Here is a 19,430-nt window from a genome sequence, read left to right as displayed (position 1 = left end):
GCTCCTCTCGATTTCCTTAGCTTACTGTCGCTGCAAGGGCATCACGCACCCAGGCATTGTTTTCATAAGAAGTTCTGCGCAGGTTCAAACGCTCTTGAGAACGCGGACCTTGGTTTTTAATAATTTTTTTGAATTCCGCCCAATCCGGCTGCTGGTAGACCCATACTTTATTTTCTTCATCATAATGCATTGTCGGATCTGGAAGCTTCAAGCCGAGAGATAAGATACGCGGTACATATTTATCAAAGAAGGCTTGCCTTAATTGCTCATTTGTTTTTGTACGGATTTTATATTTAATCGTTACATCCTGTTTAGAAGAACCTGTCGTGTCTTTGCTTGCCGGTCCGAAGAACATCAGCAAAGCATCCCACCAGCGGTTCAAGGCATCCTGAACCATTGCTCTTTGCTCTTCTGTTCCTTCTGCCAACGCCATGATGATTGCTTCTCCGTGCTGTGCATGGAATACCTCTTCGGCACAAATACGCTGAAGGGCTCTTGCATACGGACCGTAAGAAGCGCCAAGCATGTTTGTCTGAGTAATGATTGCTGCTCCATCAACGAGCCAGCCGATCAATCCGGCATCTCCCCATGTTCTCGTATCCATGTGGAAGACGTTATGGAATTTTAAATCGCCGTTAAATAAATCCTGCATTAAATCGCCGCGGTTTTTGCCGTAAGGCTTCAGCAAGTCCTCCGCTACGCGCAGAAGAAGCTGTCCATGTCCCATCTCATCCTGAACTTTCGCCATGATGCCAAGCTTTCTATGAAGCGAAGGGGCTTTCGGTACCCATTCCTTCTCTGGAAGCGCTCCCATTATTTCGCTGATCCCGTGCATAGAAATTAACTTAATCAGTGCCATACGGTATTCTTCCGGCATCCAGTCATCCGCTTCAATTTTGTCTCCCGCCTCGATCCGCTGCACAAATTGTTCTAATTTTTCTTCTTCAGTCATCATTGTCAGGTTAGACATTGTCTGCTCCTCCTTTAATTCTATCGCAATTCCCTAAATTCATATATAACAGTTTTATAACGTAATTATAAATTATTGTTATACATAATGCAAATATATTCTGATTATTTTATTAAATTTTTTGCTGCAAGCGCCATTTCTTCTAATTAACAGGAGACAAAAAGAGGCAAATAATAAACTTGGGGAGGTCTGTCATGCTCTCAGACGGCTCGACATCCATCTAAAAAACAAAAAGAGGTTCGGAATGAAATCATTCCGAACCTCTTTTTTGTCGACAAACTGAAGGAGACGCCCCTTTGGGACGCCTCCTGGCACCTGCAGCTGTTACACCTTTTCAGCGCAAAACGGCTGTTCAGCTATTTTAATTGACTCTGTCGGACAACCATCAGCCGCATCCTCTAAATCATCAAGGAAGTCTTCAGGCACTTCCGCTGTTCCTTCGTTATCATCCAGGATGACGTAAGAAATCCCCTCGTCATCGTAATCAAAAATATCCGGCGCGCTCGCCCCGCAAGCTCCGCAGGCAATACAAGTATCTTTATCAACAATGGTGTAAGTTGGCATGATGGTGTTTCCTCCTTTATTGATTAATGAAGCGTTCGGCTTTATTTAGCAGCTTTAGCGGCTTTCTTGTCCGAATCGCCCATAACAGACGTACTGTGAAGCGGCTGTACTCTCGCTTTCGGGTCAATGTAGACCTTCGCATTGCTGACAGCGGTTGGCGCTTCGCCGAAGCCGCTCGCAATCAGCTTCACCTTGCCTTCATATGTGCAAATGTCACCAGCCGCGTAAATGCCCTCAATGTTCGTTTCCATCCGGGAATTGACGACAATGCTGTTCTTCTCAATTTCCAGCCCCCAGTTTTTGATCGGGCCAAGGGAAGAAACGAAGCCGTATGTCACGACCACGTCATCGACATCGATCACTTCTTTTCTGTCTCCTTTAACTTCTTCGAGCACGACTTGTTCGATCCGCTCGTCCCCGATCAGCTCGGCCGGCACAAACGGCGTCTTAATGTCTACCTTCGAGTTTTTCATGGTTTCCACGCTGTGTTCATGGGCGCGGAACTTATCCCGGCGGTGGGCGATCGTCACTTGCTCGGCGATCGGCTCCAGCATCAGCGCCCAGTCTACTGCTGAGTCGCCGCCGCCGAAGACTTGGACTTTCTTCCCGGCAAACTGGTTCAGGTCGTTAATAAAGTAGTGCAGGTTTTTGCCTTCATATTTTTCCGAGCCTTCCAGCTCCAGCTTCCGCGGCTGGAACGCTCCGTTTCCAGCTGTGATCACAACGGTTTTTGTGTAATGGACGCCCGCATTGGTCGTCAGCTTAAAGATGCCGTCCCCCTGCTTTTCCAATTCCTCGACAGCCTCCTCCAAGCAGACAGTCGGATCGAACTGATTCATTTGCTCTCTTAGATTATCGATCAGCTCCTGCGCCCGCACCTTTGGAAAGCCAGCGACGTCATAAATGTATTTTTCCGGATAAAGAGCGGACAGCTGGCCGCCAAGCTGCGGCAGGCTTTCAATGATTTTGCAGGACATTTGCCGCATGCCCGCATAGAAAGCGGTGAACATGCCGACTGGACCTCCCCCGATAATCGTTATGTCAAAAATTTCTTGGTTGTCAGACATTCCGTGTTTCCTCCTTCAATCTACTGTTTCTCTTATTATACGCCTACCGTATCAGAATTTCTCAAATCAACGATCCGGATCGCTTTTCCTTCTGATCGAGGAATTGCTTTCGGAATGTTGAACACAGTATTCATCGACACGAGACATGTGGATTTCATTAAATGCTGAATTTCTTTTTTCATTTGCTGAATGCGAAGGTGGGATAAATCTTCTTCAACTTGCTGATATAGCTCAGCCTCCACTTCAACATGCAGCTCGACCCCATCCATTGTTCCTTTTCTCACGAGGTGAATCTGATAATGCGGCACAAGACCTTCAATTTGCAGAAGCACACGCTCAATCTCAGATGGGAACACATTCACGCCGCGGACAATGATCATATCATCAGTACGTCCTTTCACTCTGGACATTCTGACAGTTGTTCGGCCGCATTTGCATTTTTCTCTCGTAATAGAGGCCAGATCGCCGGTGCGATATCTGATGACCGGGAAGGCTTCCTTCGTCAAGCTTGTAAAAACAAGCTCTCCGACTTCCCCTTCAGGAACCGGCTCCAATGTATCCGGATTAATCACTTCAATGAAGAAATGGTCCTCCTGCACATGCAGACCGTCTTGCGCCTCATAGCACTCGATTGATACACCCGGCCCCATAATTTCACTTAATCCGTAAATATCAACCGCTTTCAAATTAAGTGTTTCTTCCAGCTTTGCACGCATTTCTTCAGACCAAGGCTCCGCACCGAAAATCCCGTATTCAAGGGATGTATTTCGCGGATCCTTTCCCATTTCCTGCATTTTTTCAGCAATGTTTAGAATATAGGATGGCGTGCCGCAAATGCCGCGCGGTTTAAAATCTTCAATAATGGTCATTTGTCTTTCTGTATTTCCGCCGGAGATCGGAACAACTGCCGCTCCTAAAGCCTCTGCGCCATAATGCAAACCAAGGCCTCCGGTAAATAATCCATAACCGTAAGCATTATGGAAGATATCTGATTTCTTGCCGCCTGCCGCTACAATAGAACGGGCGACTACTTCGCTCCACACTTTAATATCATTTGCTGTATAACCAACTACAGTCGGCTTTCCGCTCGTACCGGAAGAACCGTGAATGCGGACAACGTCTTCTTGCGGAACAGCAAATAAACCAAATGGATAGTTATCCCGCAAGTCTTGTTTTTTCGTAAATGGCAGTTTTGTGATGTCATCCAAGCTTTTAATATCCTCTGGAGTAATTTCCAGCTCTTCAAACTTTTTTTGATAAAATTCGACATTGTCATACACTCTTCTTACTGTTTGTTGAAGACGCTCCAGCTGCAAGCTCTCCATCTCAGGACGCGCCATTGCTTCAATTTGTGGATTGTACATATATAAGCCCCCCATTGCACATAATTAGCTTTTCCCCAAAATCCCCTGCAAACGATTTATAACGATTTTGATACGAAGTTTTAAATGATAGTAATATAGTTAAAGTTTAAAATTTGCACAGCACCTTGTCAATGATAATTTCTGAAAATTCATATTTGGCAAGCTCATTTTTATATTCTTTTCATTCAGTTTTGTTAACGTTCCCAAGTTTTTTTGCTAAAATTGTAACGTTAACAGAGCGAAAGCATAGAAAAACGACGGAATTTAGACTGAATAATCTGAATTATCCATTTACACAATGGCAGAGCTATGATATTTTAAATCCAGATACTTATAAACAAATACTCGTCTAGCGTTTTGAATTTGTATAGATGCAACTCACTAACGGACGGTCGAACGCCAACCAGCTGGAAAAACTCAAAGAAAGGTGATTATATTGACTAAACAACTTGACGAGCAAGAAATTCACGAAACTTACTATGAGAAAATTGTTGAAACCTTAAAGCAAGAGCCTTACGCCAATCATTTGGGCATTCAGTTAACAGCCCTTGGCAAGGGCACAGCTTCAGCCGAACTGCAAATTCAAGACCATATGCTGAATTCCCACGGCACTGTTCATGGTGCGGTGATCTTTGCTCTTGCTGATTATGTATTTGCAGCAGCGAGCAATTCTTACGGCAAGGTATCTGTCGGCTTATCCACAAATGTTAACTTTATGGCTCCCGGGCAAAAAGGAGCCATGTTAACAGCTTCAGCTTCTGAGATGAAGAAAACGCGCCGAGTGGCCTGGTACAGCATTACAGTAGAAAGTGAAGGAAACCTTTTGGCGACAATGGAAGCGACTGTTTATCGCAAAGATCAGTATTTTGTTCCAATTGATCAGCCTTGATAAAGCCTTACTATCCTGAAAGCTCTTTTTTGCAGCTTTTCCTCATTCGGACAGAAGGCTTTTGTCCGAATGAGCAGCTTCACTAGTTAAAATACTTCCTTCCATTCTTCACGCTTTGACAGCATATAACGGGCCAGCTTCTTGGCCCCTTCGAGACTGTGGCTGGCAGCCCAGCCGCATTGAACTTCATTGCAAGCCGGAACCTCAGTCGCTTCTAATACATCTTTCAGCGTCGCTTCCACAATGCGCAAAACATCATCATAATCTTCGTGGTTAATAACCGATAAGTAATAGCCTGTCTGACATCCCATAGGGCTAATATCAACAATTTTGTCGGAATGATTCCGGCTGAACTCCGCCATCATATGCTCCAATGAATGAATGGAAGGCATATCCATATGCTCTTTATTCGGCTGTGAAAAACGAAGATCATATTTGTAAATCTTGTCTCCATTCATTCCCTCTGTGGTGCCGGCCAGCCGAATATAAGGTGCTTTTACTTTCGTATGATCAAGATTAAAGCTTTCCACGTTCATCTTCTTTTGTTTTGACATCGCGATCGCTCCTTTTTTAGAAAGTAATCCTTCATGCTCAGTCTGCTAAAAGCCCCTCGGCTTCCATCAGTTTGATCTCTCTATTCCCATTATAGCAGTTGCCGAATGCGCTTAGGCTATTTCATTGCAGATAAAGCCGTTTGTTTCCAGCCATCCTTTTCTTTATTGAACGTCATGATTTGCCGTGTCGTTTCCTCGATTTCTTTTCCCGTTTGCAAATCTTTGGTGACGGATTTCATGGCAACAAAGATATAAGCTTCCTTTTTTTCCGGGTCATACTTAATAATAACAGTATGCTTCGGCTCCATCTTTGCATCAAATGTATCAAACACTTTCTTCACATATAGACGCTCTTCCTCATAATTGCGTTCGGTGTTTTTCGAGATGGTGTCCATATAGGCATCCAGATCCTTCGAATTGAAAGCATCTACATGGCGGTTGAACGTTTTCATTAACTCCTCTTTTTCCTGCGGAGGGATATTGTCTGCTTCTTCAATCGGCTGAGTAGTCATCGGCGGTTTGGCTTTTTCAGGCTGATCGTCTGCTGGCTTTGGCGCTTCTGCTGCTGGCGGCGCTTCTGTTTGTTCTGTTTGTTCTTTTTGTTCTTTCTCATCATCGCCGCAACCGGCTAAAAGAACCCCGGCGGCCAAAACCAGTCCCATGAATTTTCTTATCAACGTGTTCACGTCCTTTCTGCCCTATTGTATGTCAAATCCCCTCCACTCCTCAACTTTGGAACTTCAAAAAGTTGCATCTCGCCTGCAATCCGTTTCTTGTGCAAGGCCGGCAAACCATTAGATAAACAAAACACTTACATAAAAAAGCACTGTGCAAATTTGCACAGTGCTTTACTTCTCTTATCTGACTTCGACCCAGCCTTTTTTAATCGCGGTCACGACGGCTTGAGTACGGTCATTTACATTCATTTTTTGCAGGATATTGCTCACATGGTTCTTTACCGTTTTTTCACTAATATAGAGCGCTTCCCCAATGGCGCGGTTGCTCTTTCCGTCAGCCAAAAGCTGCAGAACCTCACATTCACGCCGAGTAAGCAAATGAAGCGGCCGGCGCACTTCTGTTTGTTGGAAGCCTTTTCCTTTTTGGTCATCATTAGCAAGCCGGCGATAATCTGCGATCAAATTGTGTGTTACGCGCGGATGCAAATAAGAGCCGCCCTCAGACACCACTTTAACCGCTTCGATTAAAGCGTCTGCATCCATTTCTTTTAATAAGTAACCCATAGCGCCTGACTTTAAAGCATGAGTGACATAATTTTCATCGTCATGAATAGAAAGGATGATGACTTTCGTATCCTGGAACTTTTGCACTAGCTCACGCGTTGCTTCTACACCATTTACTTCCGGCATGTTGATGTCCATGAGCACCACATCGGGATGATGCTCTTCGATAAGCGCAAGCGCGTCTCTGCCGTCATCTCCTTCAGCTACTACCTCAAAGGACTCTTCAAATTCTAAAATCCGCTTTACTCCTTCGCGGAATAATTGATGATCATCAATAATAACGATTTTCGTTGTCATTGGTCTGCCTCCCTTAATTCAAACTCTAATCTACAATCGGAACACGAATCATAACGAGTGTTCCATCATTCGGTTTAGAATGGATGGAGAGATCGCCTTCTAACAGTTCAAGGCGCTCTTTCATTCCCATAATGCCAAATGAGCTTGATTTCTTTTCTCTTATATCAAACCCGCGGCCGTTATCTTTAATGACAGCCAAAGCTTGATGTGCTTTTATTTCTAGTTTCACAGTAATGGATGTCGCTTCAGAATGCTTGAGTGCATTTTGCACAGACTCTTGAATCAAGCGGAATAAAGCGACTTCAAGCTTGGAGGGAAGACGCCGTTCGCTTCCCATATTTGTAAAATGAATCTTTGTTGTTTTTTTTAATGATTGGACATGCTCTTCAACCGTAGCTAAATACTTTTTTAGCGTAGGAACGAGCCCAAGGTCGTCAAGCGCCATTGGACGTAAGTCATAGATAATCCGGCGGACTTCATACAAAGCGGAGCGAACCATCTGCTTTAAGCTGCGAATTTCTTTAAATGCTTCGTCTACGCCTCGCTCTCTGTAAAGTCGCTCAATTAAATCAGATCTGAGCAGCACATTGGCCATCATCTGTGCCGGACCGTCGTGTATTTCGCGTGACAGCCGTTTCCGTTCTTCTTCCTGCGCCTCCATAATTTGCAGTCCGAACTCCTGCTTTAAGCGGGCATCTTCAAGTACTTCGCCAATTTGCTTCATGTCTTGCGTTAAATAATTTAAGACAACAGATACTTGAGAAACGAGGTGCTCGGCTCGCTCAATCGTCGATTCAATCGTTGACAGGCGCCGTTCAAGATCATTTCTCTTCTCTAGAAATTGCTTTTCCTTTTGTCTGGAAACAAGTAGCTGCATTTGGAGATTGTGTGCTTTTTCATAAGCCTGACGGACCGTTTCTTCAGAATATGTATGGAAATTCTGGCTCACCTCTGATAACCGGTTTCTTGCCATCCTGACTTTTGTCTCTAGTTCATCCTGCTCGTCAATTAAATCATGTACTTGAATACGAACTTGCTCAAGTTCCCCGAGCAAAGATTCATAATCGCGCCTGCTCTGTTCGGCAATCGCAAACAGTTCTCCCTTGCTCTGATCTACGGTCACAATCATTTTCTTTAAGATCGTGTCTAAAAGTGATGTATTGGTATTTTTTGCAGCCATTAGGTAATCCCTTCCTCAACATTCCTATTTTACCTTCATTTCATCTGCATCACTATAATGAAGGTAGGCTTTGTGAGAAATCCCTCTAAAAGACCCTTAAAATTCAAAAAATATTGAAACAAGAAGCTGAATTAGACCTAACTTTCTGGTATTTTCCAGCAATTTCAGAAGGACCTCTTTACCTATTTAGCCCGTCTCCCCAGCGATTATACAACTTTGAGGCTGCATTCATTATATCACGACTAAATTTCCTATACATTAAAGTTTAATTACTATTGCGTTAAAAAGATTTCTATTTGCGTAAAAAGAACCATATCGCTTTGCTCCTTTTTTGTTTTCATATATCATAAGAATGATTAGTACCCATCTTTTCATTAATTAAACCTGTGATCTAAGAAATTTTTAAAATTATTGGTTTTGCTAATCATTGATGCCGATGTTGATTTTTTCACTTATTCGGGTAAAGAGGCTTTTATGTGCAGCTTCAAGAGCTGCTGGCAATGAATCGGACAGCAAAGATCATGAAGGGACATGTACGTTCTCTTCTCTCCTTTTCATGCTATGCAAACAACCTGAGCATCCGCACAATACTCGATAATCACCAAATTATTTTATTGGAGGAATGAACCTTGCTCCCGCTTTATTACACAGTTAAGGGGTATGGTGAAGAAGAAATCACCATCCAAAAATCCCGTTTCATCGCCTATGTCAATCGGGCAGAAACGGAAGAACAAGCGCAGGCATTTATCGCTGAAATTAAGAAGAAAAACTGGAACGCTACCCATAATTGTTCTGCTTATATGATCGGCGAAACGGATCATATCCAAAAAGCAAACGATGACGGCGAGCCGAGCGGAACAGCCGGCCTTCCCATCCTTGAAGTATTAAAGAAACGCGGCTTAAAAGATACTGTTGTCGTTGTCACCCGCTACTTCGGCGGAATTAAACTTGGCACAGGCGGCTTAATCCGCGCCTACGGAAAGTCTGCTTCTGAAGGAATTAACGCTGCGAAAGTGGCGGAACGCCGGCTTATGCAGGTCATGAACGCCTCTATTGACTATACTTGGCTTGGGAAAGTGGAAAATGAACTGCGCTCTTCTATTTATGAAATCAAAGACATTCATTATCTTGATACAGTCACTGTGGAGACATTTGTTGAAGAAAGCCAAAAAGAGGCATTTACTGCCTGGATCACAGAATTGACCAATGGGCAAGCTGTGATAACAGAAGGAAAACAGCTTTACCAGGAGAAAATTGTCGATCCTTCGTAGAATATTAAAGAATGTGCCAAAAATTAAATTTACGCCTGCTGCATTTCATAGTAAAATGTAGTTTGGTCTTTGAAGAATTATGAACATTTATAATTCTCGCCGGATTACTCTATTTTGAAGGAGTTAAACTATATGTCATCAGATAGACAGCGTCTACAAAAGCGCAGGAGGCAAAAGCGCAAGCGCCGTATTGCCTTTCTTATTCTATTGCCGATTGTGTTTCTTACATTTACAGCTGCCGGTTACGGTGCCTTCCTATACAAAAAAGCAGAAACGATCTTTACAGGCTCTTATATGGATGACGGCCGCAAAAAGTCCGCTTTGCGCGATGCCGAAGTTCACCCGCTGAACGATAACATTTCCATTTTGTTCATTGGAATTGATGAAAGTGACGTGCGCACCAAGGAGGATAAAGCCCGTTCAGATGCTTTAATGCTGGCTACTTTAAACGTAAAGGACAAGTCCATTAAGCTGCTCAGCATCCCTCGTGATTCTTATGCCTACATTCCAAAGGTGGGCTATAAAACAAAAATCAACCACGCCCATGCCTATGGAGGACCAAAGGCAACCATTGATACAGTGGAAGAATTATTAGACATTCCCGTTGACTATTATGTTCGCATGAATTTCTATGCTTTCATGGACGTAGTCGATGCATTGGGCGGCATTAAGTTCAATGTGCCTTACAAGTTATCAGAAAAAGACTCTAACGACCGTCACAACGCCATCAAGCTTGAACCAGGCGTTCAAGAATTAAACGGCGAAGAAGCCTTAGCCGTTGCACGGACGCGCCACTATGACAGCGATATTGAGCGCGGCAAGCGTCAGCAGCAGCTATTGGAGGCGGTTATAAAAAAAGCTACTTCTTTCAACTCTATTACCAAGTATGATGAAATTTTGGAAGCAGTTGGCTCTAATATGACAACCAACATGACATTTAGTGAAATGAAGTCCCTCATTAACTATGGAAAATCAGGAAACATGGAATTTGAATCACTTACTTTACAAGGTGAAGATGACGAAATGAAGAATGGCGCTTATATTTACCGCCTGGATGAAGAAGATCTCGAGGTCATTAAACGCAAATTGTCCCGTCATCTTGAAGTGGATTAATGAAAAAACAGGTTAGCACCCAAGAACGATGTCAGGCACTAACCTGGAAGCCAAGAAGCTGCCGGAATAATCCGGCAGCTTCTTTAGTTTCTTTTGATGCGGACACGCATAAAGTTAAGGAGCGGTTTATAATTTGCATGAACAAGACCAATGCTTTCAACAAATAATTCAATCGCAACGGCAAGAACCGCCACCATAATGAACGCTCCCCAAATAGTGGCCATGGAGAAAATGACCGCTGCCAGGCCAAACATGGAGGCAAGGGCGTAAATGATAATAACTGTCTGCCTGTGAGTATATCCCATACGCAGCAAACAATGATGGAGATGCGATTTATCCGGTGCTGACAACGGCTGTTTATTGACCTTTCTTCGAACAATCGCGAAGAATGTATCAGAAATCGGAACACCTAAAATAATGATGGGAATGATTAATGAAATGACGGTGATGTTTTTAAAGCCAAGCAACGACAGAACAGCAATAATATAACCGAGAAACAAGGCGCCTGTATCCCCCATAAAAATCTTGGCCGGGTGAAAATTATAACGCAAAAAGCCAAGTGTGCTCCCTAGCACAAGCAAAGCCATACTCATCACATAGACGTCACCCTTCATAAAAGCCATCAAGCTGATCGTCACAAGGGCAATAGATGACACACCGGCTGCCAAGCCGTCCAGTCCGTCAATTAAGTTGATCGCATTAGTAATGCCGACAATCCACAAAATCGTCAGCGGCACGCTCAAAAATCCAAATTCCATTTCACCGCCAAACGGCAAGGTAATGAACTCCATCTTTACCCCGCCATATAAAACAACTACAAGAGCAGCCAGCAGCTGGCCGCCGAGTTTTGCTTTCGCCGATAACTCAAACCGGTCATCGAGCACACCGGTTATAATAATAATGACGCCGCCGATCACGATCGCCAAATTAAATGGCGATTGCGGCTTCAAAAGAAGCAGACCAATCATAAAGCTGATAAATATTGCCAAGCCGCCCATTCGGGGCATCACCTTTTCATGAACCTTCCGATAATTAGGCTTATCCACCGCACCAATGGCAATGGCCATTTTTTTTACGAGCGGCGTAATGGCAAGTGATGCCAGCACACAGATCACAAAAACCAGGGAAACCATGAAGTACCTCCTTCAGCTATAGAAAAACAAACGTTACGCTTCTGTATTTAGTAGCATGCAACAACAGCAGCCGACTGATTACCTGCTTACTTTATCTTTCCTCATAAATTCATTTCACCTCAATATTATAATGGCATTTTAAAGCAACTTCCATGAAAAATGAGTGAAAGTCTGCTGTTTTTCTTTTCCCGGTCCTAGATATTGTCCAAACCTCTTGTTTTCTGTCTTTTTATGCAATTTTTTCTTCATTTTTACAATAATCTAGATATATTAGTCATCCGTTTCTTCTTTTGGTAAAATAAAATAATGACTGATTATCCCACCTGCGTTTAATTGAAATTTCTCCGAGGGAGCGTACAGATATATGATTTCGTTTTTTAAAAAGCTGGGCGATTCAAACGATCAGCGTTTAAAGAAATATTACAAAGAAGTAGAAAAGATTAATGCGTTAGAAGCCAGCTTTGAAAAGATGTCAGATGAAGAATTAGCTCATATGACGATCGTGTTCAAAGAAAGACTGGCACAGGGCGACACGGTGAACGATATTCAAGCCGAAGCGTTCGCTGTTGTCCGTGAAGCATCCAAACGGGTACTCGGCATGCGTCATTATGACGTGCAGCTGATTGGCGGAATGGTGCTGACAGAAGCAAATATTGCTGAAATGGCAACAGGTGAAGGAAAAACACTTGTCGCTTCTTTGCCGAGTTACTTGCGGGCCTTGGAAGGAAAAGGTGTTCACGTCATCACAGTGAATGACTATCTGGCCAGCCGTGACTGCGAAACGATCGGCCCGCTCCATGAATTTCTCGGTCTGACCGTCGGTTTGAATTTGCCTATGATGGACCCGGAAGAAAAGCAAAAAGCCTACCAGGCGGATATTACATATGGGGTCGGAACCGAATTTGGATTCGATTATTTGCGCGATAACATGGTGTGGCATCCTTCCCAGCGTGTACAGCGCCCTTATCACTTTGCCATTATCGATGAAGTGGACAGTGTCCTGATCGATGAAGCAAAAACCCCTCTCATTATTGCCGGCAAGATGCCTGCAAGCGCGGATCTTCATGTGATTGGGGCCCGTGTAGCCAGCCGCTTCGTTCAAGATGAAGATTATCATCTTGATGACGAAACAAAAGCCGTCAGTCTCACGGAACAAGGAATCGAAAAAGTAGAAAAAGCCTTTGGCGTCGACAATCTATATGAGCTGGAGCACCAAACCTTGTACCACTACATGATCCAGGCAGTCCGTGCCCATGTGATGTTTGAAAGAGATGTTGATTATATTGTCAAAGACGGAAAGGTGTTACTTGTTGACATGTTCACTGGACGGACGATGGAAGGACGGACTCTAAGTGACGGGCTCCACCAGGCCATTGAAGCGAAGGAAGGTCTGGAAATTACGGATGAAAATAAAACGCAAGCTTCCATTACAATCCAAAATTACTTCCGGATGTACCCGCACCTCTCCGGCATGACCGGCACGGCGAAAACCGAGGAAAAGGAATTCCAGCAGGTTTACAACATGCAAGTCGTGCAAATTCCGACAAACCGCCCTAAACAGCGGGTAGATATGCCGGATAATATTTATGCAACAGAGGAAGCTAAATATAAAGCAGTCACAGAAGAAGTAAAAAAACGGCATGCGACCGGACAGCCGGTTCTTGTGGGCACTACATCTATCCTGCAATCAGAAAAAGTAGCGGATTACTTTAAAGAAGCAGGCTTATCATTTGAGCTGCTGAATGCGAAAAGTGTCGAGCAAGAGGTGGAGCTGATTTCTCGTTCCGGCCAGAAAGATCATATAACGATTGCCACGAATATGGCGGGCCGCGGCACCGATATTCTTCTTGGTGACGGCGTAGCCGAGCTGGGCGGACTCTTTGTATTAGGGACGGAGCGCCACGAAAGCCGCCGAATCGACAACCAGCTGAAAGGCCGCTCCGGCCGTCAAGGCGACCCGGGAGCAAGCCAATTCTTTATCTCTTTGGAAGATACGATGTTCCGCCGCTTTGCCAAGGAAGAATTGGAAAAACTATCAAAAAAATTGCGGACAGATAAAGATGGGATCGTCTTAAACAAAAAAATGCCGGAGTTTGTGGACCGGGTTCAACGTATCGTAGAGGGCGCCAACTTCTCCATGCGGGAGTATAACTTAAAGCTCGATGACGTTATTAATGAGCAGCGCGGCATTATATTCGGCTTGCGCAATCAAGCCGTCGACCTGGATAAGCACTTTGACCGTTTTCTGGGGATTATGCAGGAAGCAGCACGCAATGAAATAGACCGGCTCTGCCCTGCTGACGAGCCAACAGATGAATGGCAGGTAGATCAGCTTGCCGGGAGCCTGAGCGCTTTGCTTGGCGGCCGCCCCGTCTATTTACCCGAAGAAGTAATAAGCAGAAAAGAAATGGAAGAGCTGACCGAACAGGCCATCGCTGCTTATACTGAGGAATTAACCGCTGCTTATGAGCCGGATTGGGATGACTATATTAAACAAATTATTTTATCTGCGATTGATCGGCTCTGGGTCGAGCATTTGGAAAACATGACCCGTTTAAAGGAAGGAATCGGCCTTCGCTATTATCAGCAGGAGGACCCGATGAGGATTTATGCGCGTGAGGGTCTGCAGCTATTTTCAGATATGCATCATCAGCTCCAAAAAGAGATCGCCATTCACTTTGGCCGTCTGATCAAGGAATTAAACAATAAGGAGTTGGAATAACTATGTTTTCATTTTTTAAAAGCAAAAAACGTGATTCAGATCAACTGAAAAATGACGGGCGTGAAAGCGCTGTTGCTTCAAGTGAGCTAACCGGCAGCGACGCAGCGGAATCTTCGGAGGAAGTAGAGACGGAGCTTTCCCTTCATCCCTCCTCCAACGTTCCCAAAGAGCAAATGTACGTGCTGCGCTTTTTGAACAATGAGCTTCCTCCTTTGAAAGCGAACCAATTGTCGCTATCAGGCATTGAATGGGAAGAGCAGCCTCAAGGACTGGCCGTTTCCGCTTTTGTGCGCAATTCCGTGGATAAGGGCATTCAACTTGGCGATGTTTCGCTTCTATTAATCAATGAAAAAAATGAAGTGAAAGCTAGACACGATTTTCATTTGGCAGAATTAGGCGAGATTCCCGCTAAGAGCAGCCGTCCATGGACATTCATCTTCCCGCCTGCTTCTATTGACCAGCAAGTGGAGCTGGAAAAAGAAAACTGGACACTGGCATTTGACTTGACCTCAAAGGAGCATCGGCTCGATCTGGCTGAATCCTGGGAGGAAGCCTTGCCGGAAGGGGAAAAAGAAAAACTGGAGCAAATCGTCAAAGACCTTGGTGCTCCCGGAAAAAATGAATTGAACTTTACCGGATTGCAGGCACAGGTAGCTGAAGATGGAAAGTTCCATGTCACTGTGCTCATCCGTAACGGTTATGATAAGCTGATCAACATTGAACAGCTTCCCCTGCAAGTACTCGACAGCGAAAGAGCGGTGATTGCTGAAGGGCAATTTAACTTTGGAAGCTTAGAAATTAAGGCAAACACAACGAAGCCATGGTCCTTTATCTTTCCTAAAGAGCTATTAAAAAAAGAAACTCCGGATCTGTCAAGATGGAGCGTACAAGTTAAAAGCAATTAAGTAAAGCTAGCTTGAGAGAATGATCAAGCTGTTTATGCGCAAGCCTGCTTTCCATTCCGAAAGAAAAGAGCGTTCCGGGAATTCCCGGAACGCTCTTATTTCGCTTGAAACACCTCTAAAATAGCCGAAACCGTTCGTTCCCGGCCATCTGACGGCCTGTTTAATACTTTTGCTTTACTGGAGCCCATAGCCCGGCCTGTTAACGTTGTTGATCCTCCGCCGTCTAAGTTCAGTGCCTGATAGCCTCCCAGGCTTTTTAAATAGGCAGCAAATTCAAGCAACGTCATTCCTGTCCGCCCTTTTTGGCGGCCATCGATAGTAACGAAAAATACTTTTTTGCCTGAACGGTCAACCATGACAGCAGACCGCGGGGCTCTTATCCGCGCATTGGGGCTTGTTGCTGCCATGGTCATGGAGACTTTTCCTTTTTGGACAAGCAGCGGGCCGCTGGCGAGCATGAACTGGCTCCCCCGCCACTTCTCTTCCAGCTGAATAGTCACTGACACAGAGTCGCCGCGTTTTAATGATTTTAAAACCTCCGTCTTCTCTCCTTGCCCTGATAAGACAAAGCCGTTTTTCGGAATAATGGAGCTGGACTGCTCACCATAGTCTCTAATAGAAGTAACTTTTCCCGTAACTGCCTGGCCAAACTTGGCTCCCGGGTCGAGCGGCTGATCCAATCCATCAACAGTGACCTCATAGCCGTGCGGATTCGTTCTCGTATTATTAAACTTCATGCTTCTTGTATAGAAGATTAACTCATCCTTCTCACGGGATTCATTATAGCCTGTTATCGGAAGGCTGGTCTCTCCGGCCTTTGCTGTCACCGTTAAGTGAAAACGGTCAATCATTGCCTTGCCGTCCTTTCTTACACCAAACGCAGCCGGCACATACATATAATCGGTATTTTTATTGGATACCACTCCAAGGTTATCCAGACGATGTTCTTTAGCAAGTAAATAGGCCGGTTCCCTTGTATTAAAGTGAAAAAACGAGGCATTGATGGCCCCAAGCTGTCTTTGCCCTGGCGGCATTTGACGGTTAGACAGGGCAGATGCTTTATTCAGACGATAATAGGGCATGGGCAAATGATAAGAAATGCTATGCCCCCTCTTTGTTAAATCCACGGCCATAATATCGATCGACTGATCCTTCCCATTCACTTTCGTATAGATATGTCTCCAGTTCACCCCATTGCTTAATGCTGTTGTTTTTGCTAAGCCCTCCGTCGGAAAAGCCAGCATCAGGACAAGCATTAACAGAAGCGTCCCTGTTTTTCTTTGGCGCAAAATCAAAATCCCCCTCTTTTTTGTAAAAACAGTATAATTATACCAAACTATATATCTATTTTGGCTTATTTCTTCCAAAAAGAAAAAAGCATCTGCTCATTAAGAGCAGATGCTTTCGGGCCATCCAACCGTTGCCACTTCATTATTGTCAAATTACAAAACAGAAAACTATACTTTTATTGTACCATAACTCTTCGTTTTCACAAGAAATATTTTCATTTAATGGATATAATATCTTGAAAAGAGGACAGGCCCTGCCGTTGTGTTCATTTATTCATTGTAGTATGATTAGTTCGCCATTATTTTCCGTTGTTTTTTGGAGGAGATCCACTTGATTTTTAATTCGTTTGAATTTATTTTTTTATTTCTTCCTATCGTTTTGCTTATCTATTTTTTGCTGAACCAGTGGAGCTTCACCCTTGCTAAAGCTTGGCTGCTTGCTGGGTCCCTGTTTTTCTATGGATGGTGGAACCCCAGCTATTTGCCGTTGATTCTTGCTTCGCTCGTCATCAATTTTCTTGTCGGCACAGCCCTTGGCAAAGAGTATTTCACTGACAGAAAAAAGTGGATTTTAACGGCTGGTATATTATTTAACGTGGGCCTGCTCGGCTATTTTAAATACTATGATTTTTTCGCAGAAAATATCAATTTCTTATTTAATGAATCTATTCCGTTAAAGAACCTGCTGTTGCCGCTGGCCATCTCGTTTTATACCTTTCAGCAAATAGGTTATTTGGTAGACTCCTATCGCGGTGAAACGAAAGGATATAATGTATTAGACTATTGTTTGTTTGTTACCTTTTTCCCGCAGTTAATCGCCGGGCCCATTGTTCACCACCGCCAGGTCATGGAGCAATTCCGCCAAAAAGAAAACCGACGGCTGAATCCGCAAAACTTTGCTCTTGGGCTGCTCATATTCAGTATGGGCTTGTTCAAAAAAGTGGTCATCGCTGATTCGTTCGCCATCTGGGCGAACAGAGGCTATGCAATGGCCGAACAATTAACATTTGTGGACGGCTGGATGACAGCTCTTTCTTATACATTCCAGCTGTATTTTGACTTTAGCGGCTATTCCGATATGGCCATCGGCGCCGGGTTGTTGTTCAATATTCATTTGCCAAAAAACTTCTTTTCGCCTTATAAGGCACTGGATATTCAGGATTTTTGGAGAAGGTGGCATATTACTTTAAATACTTTTTTGACCCAGTATATTTATATCCCGCTCGGCGGCAGCCGCAAAGGAACGGCCCGGACCTATATCAACATTTTAATCATCTTCTTTATTAGCGGGGTTTGGCATGGAGCAGGGTGGACCTTTATCGCTTGGGGCATGATGCATGGAATAGCGAGTGTCATTGCCCGTGCCTGGAAACGCGCCGGGTACTCGATGAATAAATGGCTTGCCTGGTTTATTACATTTAACTTTGTTAATCTGGCATGGGTCTTTTTCCGGTCTCCTGATTTCGCCACGGCTCTTCATGTTCTCAAGAGCATGACCGGATTGAACGGCATCTACTTGCCTAAAGAAGTCATTGAAGCTTTACATATCCCGCTTGGCAGTCCTGTGCTATTCAACTTTAGTCTCGGCAGTTCTTTTGCAGAAGTATTGCTGTACATTGCTGGCGGTTTGCTGATCGTTCTCTTTGCCAAAAACTCTATTCAATGGAGAGATGAATTTGAACCAAGAAAGACGGTTGCATTATATGCCTCTGTTCTTTTTCTCTATTCTGTCATGCAGCTCCAGCAAGTAACTGCATTCCTTTATTTTAATTTTTAAGGTGGATCGTCATGAAACAAGCTAAGCAATTTATTGTTATTTTCTTTCTTCCGGTCATCTTGATTTTGAGCGGAATAGCCGCCTTTAACTTTTATATCGACCCTTATTGGACGTATGGCCATAACCACTCGTATAATGATCATCAAATATCGGTTGATGAACGGGAGCAAAAAACAAACCGCGTCTATTTTCAAGACTTTTCCTATGATACGATCATTCTTGGCAGCAGCCGAACAGCATACATTAATCAAAACCGCTTTCGAGGCATGAAGGCTTATAATTACTCTGTGAATAACATGTCCATTCGTGAATATGATACGTTCTTGCAATTTGCAGAGAAACAAAGCACGCAGAAAATTAAACGAGTCATTATCGGTATGGATTTTTTTAAATCCAGCATTCAGGAAAGCGAGCAGCCTGTTTCTTTGAGAAATTATGAGGAAAAGGTGCAGCAGCGTTTTTATCGAGCCAGAAACTTGATCTCTTTGGACCTGTTTAAATACGCTCTTCAAAACTTTCAAATGTCAAAAAACAACGAAGTGAGCGAGCTGCGCGTCTATGATCGCCATAATATCGCCTATGCCAAAAAAACAAACGCAGCAGAGAGGCTGGAAAATACAGAGGAAAAAATCGAGCGGTTCCGGGATGAGTTTTACGGAAGAAACTATCAATATAATCCAAGGTACAAAGAATACTTGCTGCTTTTTAAGCAGCGGCATCCGGATGTCGAATTGATTGTTTTTACAACACCGATTTCCGCCCGTCTGTTCCAAACGCTGATAGAGGAAGGGCAGCTGGATGATTACGAACGCTGGCTGCGTGACATTACTTCCGTATTTGGCGGAGTCTATAATTTCATGTATCCCAATAAAGTCACGCTGGATCTGAACAACTATTTTGACGGCCATCATTTCTATCCGCATGTTGGCGACCAAATTGCCGCCCGTATCTTGAAGGGCCCCCATGTACCAAACAGTGCATTCGGTGTTTATGTAACCGACGCCACGATTGATTCACACCTTAAAGAAGTTGAGCAGTTGGCAAAGCAACTGGCTCCATAACAAAAAAAACGGCGCCGTCCTGATCAGGGACGG

Annotated in this window: 18 protein-coding genes; 8 read left to right on the top strand and 10 right to left on the bottom strand. The window is 44.0% G+C overall.

The window, feature by feature from the left end; all coding sequences use genetic code 11:
* Nucleotides 1–16 precede the first annotated feature (16 nt).
* From paaA to paaK, 4 genes are all read right to left on the bottom strand, one after another.
* Nucleotides 17–970, bottom strand: coding sequence for a 1,2-phenylacetyl-CoA epoxidase subunit PaaA (gene paaA, locus BBA02S_RS12060; RefSeq protein ID WP_041095095.1), 954 nt, complete (start codon nt 968–970; stop codon nt 17–19).
* A 324-nt stretch (nt 971–1,294) separates the two neighbouring features.
* A complete protein-coding gene (locus BBA02S_RS12055; RefSeq protein WP_041095097.1) occupies nt 1,295–1,534 on the bottom strand; it encodes a ferredoxin in 240 nt (79 codons plus the stop codon).
* Between the two features lie 41 nt (nt 1,535–1,575).
* Complete coding sequence (locus tag BBA02S_RS12050) at nt 1,576–2,601, bottom strand: NAD(P)/FAD-dependent oxidoreductase (RefSeq protein ID WP_041095099.1); 1,026 nt, start codon at nt 2,599–2,601, stop codon at nt 1,576–1,578.
* Between the two features lie 35 nt (nt 2,602–2,636).
* Nucleotides 2,637–3,965 carry a phenylacetate--CoA ligase PaaK gene (gene paaK, locus BBA02S_RS12045; protein ID WP_041095101.1) on the bottom strand — a complete coding sequence of 443 codons (1,329 nt, stop codon included), beginning with the start codon at nt 3,963–3,965 and terminating at the stop codon, nt 2,637–2,639.
* A gap of 427 nt (nt 3,966–4,392) precedes the next feature.
* Between paaK and BBA02S_RS12040 the strand changes: the two genes are divergently transcribed.
* Nucleotides 4,393–4,854 carry a PaaI family thioesterase gene (locus BBA02S_RS12040; protein WP_306305185.1) on the top strand — a complete coding sequence of 154 codons (462 nt, stop codon included), beginning with the start codon at nt 4,393–4,395 and terminating at the stop codon, nt 4,852–4,854.
* A gap of 86 nt (nt 4,855–4,940) precedes the next feature.
* Here the strand turns inward: BBA02S_RS12040 and BBA02S_RS12035 are convergent, their stop codons facing one another.
* The 4 genes from BBA02S_RS12035 to BBA02S_RS12020 form a co-directional block, all read right to left on the bottom strand.
* The gene (locus BBA02S_RS12035) at nt 4,941–5,408 is read right to left on the bottom strand and encodes an S-ribosylhomocysteine lyase (RefSeq protein ID WP_041095103.1); all 468 of its coding nucleotides are present in this window, start codon (nt 5,406–5,408) and stop codon (nt 4,941–4,943) included.
* A 116-nt stretch (nt 5,409–5,524) separates the two neighbouring features.
* Nucleotides 5,525–6,085 (bottom strand): hypothetical protein, encoded by a 561-nt coding sequence (locus BBA02S_RS12030; RefSeq protein WP_156141461.1) that lies wholly within the window; start codon nt 6,083–6,085, stop codon nt 5,525–5,527.
* A 180-nt stretch (nt 6,086–6,265) separates the two neighbouring features.
* The gene (locus BBA02S_RS12025) at nt 6,266–6,946 is read right to left on the bottom strand and encodes a response regulator (RefSeq protein WP_041095107.1); all 681 of its coding nucleotides are present in this window, start codon (nt 6,944–6,946) and stop codon (nt 6,266–6,268) included.
* Nucleotides 6,947–6,971: 25 nt separating this feature from the next.
* Nucleotides 6,972–8,126, bottom strand: coding sequence for a sensor histidine kinase (locus tag BBA02S_RS12020; protein ID WP_041095109.1), 1,155 nt, complete (start codon nt 8,124–8,126; stop codon nt 6,972–6,974).
* A 476-nt stretch (nt 8,127–8,602) separates the two neighbouring features.
* Here BBA02S_RS12020 and BBA02S_RS20695 point away from each other — a divergent pair, with 476 nt between their 5' ends.
* From BBA02S_RS20695 to BBA02S_RS12010, 3 genes are all read left to right on the top strand, one after another.
* Complete coding sequence (locus tag BBA02S_RS20695; protein ID WP_156136534.1) at nt 8,603–8,752, top strand: hypothetical protein; 150 nt, start codon at nt 8,603–8,605, stop codon at nt 8,750–8,752.
* Between the two features lie 3 nt (nt 8,753–8,755).
* Nucleotides 8,756–9,397, top strand: coding sequence for a YigZ family protein (locus BBA02S_RS12015; protein ID WP_041095111.1), 642 nt, complete (start codon nt 8,756–8,758; stop codon nt 9,395–9,397).
* 132 nt (nt 9,398–9,529) lie between these two features.
* On the top strand, nt 9,530–10,510 hold the full coding sequence (locus tag BBA02S_RS12010) for an LCP family protein (RefSeq protein WP_041095112.1): 981 nt from the start codon (nt 9,530–9,532) through the stop codon (nt 10,508–10,510).
* Between the two features lie 83 nt (nt 10,511–10,593).
* Here BBA02S_RS12010 and BBA02S_RS12005 read toward each other — a convergent pair whose 3' ends face one another.
* The gene (locus tag BBA02S_RS12005) at nt 10,594–11,643 is read right to left on the bottom strand and encodes a glycosyltransferase family 4 protein (RefSeq protein ID WP_041095113.1); all 1,050 of its coding nucleotides are present in this window, start codon (nt 11,641–11,643) and stop codon (nt 10,594–10,596) included.
* Nucleotides 11,644–12,007: 364 nt separating this feature from the next.
* On the opposite strand from BBA02S_RS12005, the gene secA2 reads away from it, so the two are divergent.
* Complete coding sequence (gene secA2, locus BBA02S_RS12000) at nt 12,008–14,365, top strand: accessory Sec system translocase SecA2 (protein WP_041095115.1); 2,358 nt, start codon at nt 12,008–12,010, stop codon at nt 14,363–14,365.
* Between the two features lie 2 nt (nt 14,366–14,367).
* Entirely contained in the window at nt 14,368–15,270 is a 903-nt protein-coding gene (locus BBA02S_RS11995; protein WP_041113749.1) for an accessory Sec system S-layer assembly protein, read from the top strand.
* Between the two features lie 95 nt (nt 15,271–15,365).
* Here the strand turns inward: BBA02S_RS11995 and BBA02S_RS11990 are convergent, their stop codons facing one another.
* Nucleotides 15,366–16,559, bottom strand: coding sequence for a phosphodiester glycosidase family protein (locus tag BBA02S_RS11990; RefSeq protein ID WP_041113750.1), 1,194 nt, complete (start codon nt 16,557–16,559; stop codon nt 15,366–15,368).
* Between the two features lie 331 nt (nt 16,560–16,890).
* Here BBA02S_RS11990 and BBA02S_RS11985 point away from each other — a divergent pair, with 331 nt between their 5' ends.
* On the top strand, nt 16,891–18,336 hold the full coding sequence (locus BBA02S_RS11985; protein ID WP_041095120.1) for an MBOAT family O-acyltransferase: 1,446 nt from the start codon (nt 16,891–16,893) through the stop codon (nt 18,334–18,336).
* Between the two features lie 11 nt (nt 18,337–18,347).
* A complete protein-coding gene (locus tag BBA02S_RS11980) occupies nt 18,348–19,397 on the top strand; it encodes a hypothetical protein (protein WP_041095126.1) in 1,050 nt (349 codons plus the stop codon).
* Nucleotides 19,398–19,430 lie beyond the last annotated feature (33 nt).

The sequence above is a fragment of the Bacillus badius NBRC 15713 genome, assembly GCF_001591605.1.
GTDB lineage: Bacteria > Bacillota > Bacilli > Bacillales > Domibacillaceae > Pseudobacillus > Pseudobacillus badius.
Note: the sequence above shows the minus strand (reverse complement) of the source record. Positions and strands in the feature narration are given on the sequence as shown.